2 protein-coding genes and 2 pseudogenes are annotated in these 2,832 nt (G+C 38.0%); 2 read left to right on the top strand and 2 right to left on the bottom strand.

Annotated features, from left to right (window positions below):
- The coding region (locus VE944_RS06470; protein ID WP_324973999.1) for a Uma2 family endonuclease at window positions 1–645 on the bottom strand (645 nt) is incomplete at its 3' end.
- A gap of 425 nt (window positions 646–1,070) precedes the next feature.
- On the opposite strand from VE944_RS06470, the gene VE944_RS06465 reads away from it, so the two are divergent.
- Window positions 1,071–2,057, top strand: a complete 987-nt coding sequence (locus VE944_RS06465) for a DUF4351 domain-containing protein (protein ID WP_324973997.1) — start codon at window positions 1,071–1,073, stop codon at window positions 2,055–2,057.
- An 8-nt stretch (window positions 2,058–2,065) separates the two neighbouring features.
- Window positions 2,066–2,209: pseudogene (locus VE944_RS06460) on the top strand (DUF4351 domain-containing protein); the annotation flags it as partial.
- A gap of 21 nt (window positions 2,210–2,230) precedes the next feature.
- Here the strand turns inward: VE944_RS06460 and VE944_RS06455 are convergent.
- Window positions 2,231–2,687: pseudogene (locus VE944_RS06455) on the bottom strand (ISL3 family transposase); the annotation flags it as partial.
- Between the last annotated feature and the right edge of the window lie 145 nt (window positions 2,688–2,832).

The raw sequence follows: 2,832 nt of genomic DNA, 5'->3' as shown, positions 1-2,832 counted from the left end.
CCGTCGCTGTTCTTCAAAAGCTGTGCGTTCTTCCGCTTCTCTAATGCGTTCTTCTGGTGTCAGCAATTTTTGCCCTTCCTCGTCATACCAGTACAGCCACTCCCGCACTATACCTTGATAAATTCCCCGTTCTCGCCCAATTCCTAAACCAATCTCTGGCAGCCAAACGGGATTTCCTGACATTAATATATATTCCCCATCAACTAGGTGATACACCTCCAAAGGTGTCTTTTTACGCCGAAGCGGACTATATACAATGTAGTACAAAATCCCTAATTCTTTGGCATAGAATTCTTTCTTGGTGCTATATTCTTCCCGATATATTTGAGAAACAACTTCTAGTGCTAAGATTGGCTGCTTCTTTTCTTCCCACAAGACATAACTTAGGCGCAAGTCCTCATCAATGAAGCGTTTAACTCCTAAGCTAAGAAACCCATCAGGGACAATCGCTGGTTTGTCTGGGTGATAATAAATACCCATGTCAACACCAAAGAACCAATCCCAACGATCGCACCAAGCCAAAGCCAGTGTCGTTTTCAGTAAGCCGGGAATTAAATTTTGGAGTTCATTATCCACAGCAGTATCATCTGAGTCGGGTAATTCTTCGGAAGATGGCAAACAATGCAGTGGATTGTAGTTTAACATGAGCGGTTTTGCCAAATTTGATTCTAGATAGATTGTACGTAATCTATTGATGTGCGATCGCAGGGCAAGAAATAAAGAACCATTTTTAGTCTAGGCGTAGCCCGTTGTAGACATCGCCTGTGGATCTTTCTCAGTATTCACAGACTTGTGATTGCAAAATTTTACATTAAATTCATGGTTTTTCGATAGTGATTACTAGAATCTCTAACTGACAATAGCAAAAAAAGGCAGGTACAAAACCCGCCTTTAAAGCAATGAATATTTTAGCTAAACTAGCGATTTAGGGTGCATTCAAAAAAAGCTTTGACGCTTATTTTTTTGCTAATGTCGGCACAGTTTTTAACGCATGATTTATGAATGCTATAGTTAAGCAAAGCGAAACTAAATGTTAAGAATTTTCCAAATTTATCATCTGCAATCAATTCATGACTAATATTAGCGATGTCTACGACGGGCTACGCCTACGCGCTGATTTTGATAGCTCTTGGAAAGAAATTATAGAAGCTTATTTTCCCCAAGCAATGCATTTCTTTTTTCCAGAAACTTCTGCATTAATTGATTGGGAACGTCCCTACGAATTTTTAGATAAAGAATTCCAACAAATAGCTCGTGAAGCTGAACAGGGTAAAAGATATGCCGATCAATTAGTCAAAGTTTGGCAAACCCAAGGGGAAGAACTATGGTTATTAATCCATGTCGAAATTCAGAGACAAAAAGAAGATAACTTTAGCAAGCGGATGTTTACCTATAATTTTCGCATATTTGACCGCTTTGATCGACCAGCAATAAGCCTTGCAATTCTCTGCGATCCAAACCGCGAATGGCGACCAAGCAATTACAGCTACAATTATCCCAATACTCGCTTAACTTTTGAATTTGGCAGTATTAAACTTTTGGATTACGAAAATCGCTTTCATGAGTTAGAAAATAGCGACAATCCATTTGCAACTGTCGTCATGGCGCATTTGAAAACGCAGCAGACACGCTCATCACCCGAACAACGCAAAATATGGAAATTTAGCTTAATTCGTAGGCTATATGATTTGGGCTTAGAAGAGCAAGATATTCGCAACCTGTATCGATTCATCGATTGGGTTATGATATTACCAAAGGCATTGAAAAATCAGTTTTGGGAAGAGTTTAAACAATTTGAGCAGGAGCGGACTATGAGATATGTAACTACAGGTGAGCGCATCGGCTACGAGCGCGGAAAACAAGAAGGTGAACAAGAAGGTGAACAACGACTTATTTTAAGGTTACTAAAAAGACGAGTGGGAGAATTATCACCAGAATTGCAAGAGCGCATCAAATCTCTTTCTTTAAATCAGTTAGAAAACCTTGCCGAAGCTTTGTTAGATTTTACTGCTATGGAAGATTTACTTAACTGGTTGCGAACAAATAAATCAGCTTAAAATCTATTTTTATGAAATTTGAGCAGGAGTTGACTATGAGGTATATAACTACAGGTGAACGTATCGGCTACGAGCGCGGAAAACAAGAAGGGAAACAAGAAGGTGAACAACAGGTTATTTTAAGGTTACTACAAAGACGAGTGGGAGAATTATCACTATAATTGCAAGAGCGCCTCGTTTTTAAGTAGAACGTATTTACTTTTATTAATTCCTGCTAATTTTTTTTTCATGTTCTACCTTTTCTGATGATGTTTTTGCTTTTTTTATTAAATGTTCTACATTCCGCTTTTCTTGTTTTCTCTGTGTATCTAATTCCTTGTTTATCTGAACCATAACGTGAAATCTATCTGCAACTACTTGAGCTTTAGGCATTAATTCTGTAACTAAAGTTTTATACCCTTTCCATAAATCTATACTGACTTCCTCTATTTGTTCTAAAACTTCAGTTCCCCACCATATAAGGGTTTTCTTGATTATCTCTGGAGTGCGATCGCTTAAAATTACGAGCAACTTAGATGTATCTAAGTCTACTAGTACTGCACAGTAATTACCTTTTCCTTTAATCAAAGCTATCTCATCGATTCCAAGTCTTTTTAAGTTTAAAGGTTTTGAATCTAATAATTCTGTCGCGCGAGTACGCGCGCCCGCTACGCTAACAGATGCATCTTTTAACATACGTTACCAAATAAAAAGTTACGAGTGAGTAACAAAAAGGGTAGGTACAAAACCCACCCTCAAAATAATCAATATTTAAACTAAACTAGCGATCGCAACT

It is taken from the genome of Nostoc sp., assembly GCF_035638895.1.
Classification (GTDB): domain Bacteria; phylum Cyanobacteriota; class Cyanobacteriia; order Cyanobacteriales; family Nostocaceae; genus Nostoc.
This window is presented reverse-complemented; position numbering and strand designations above follow the sequence as displayed.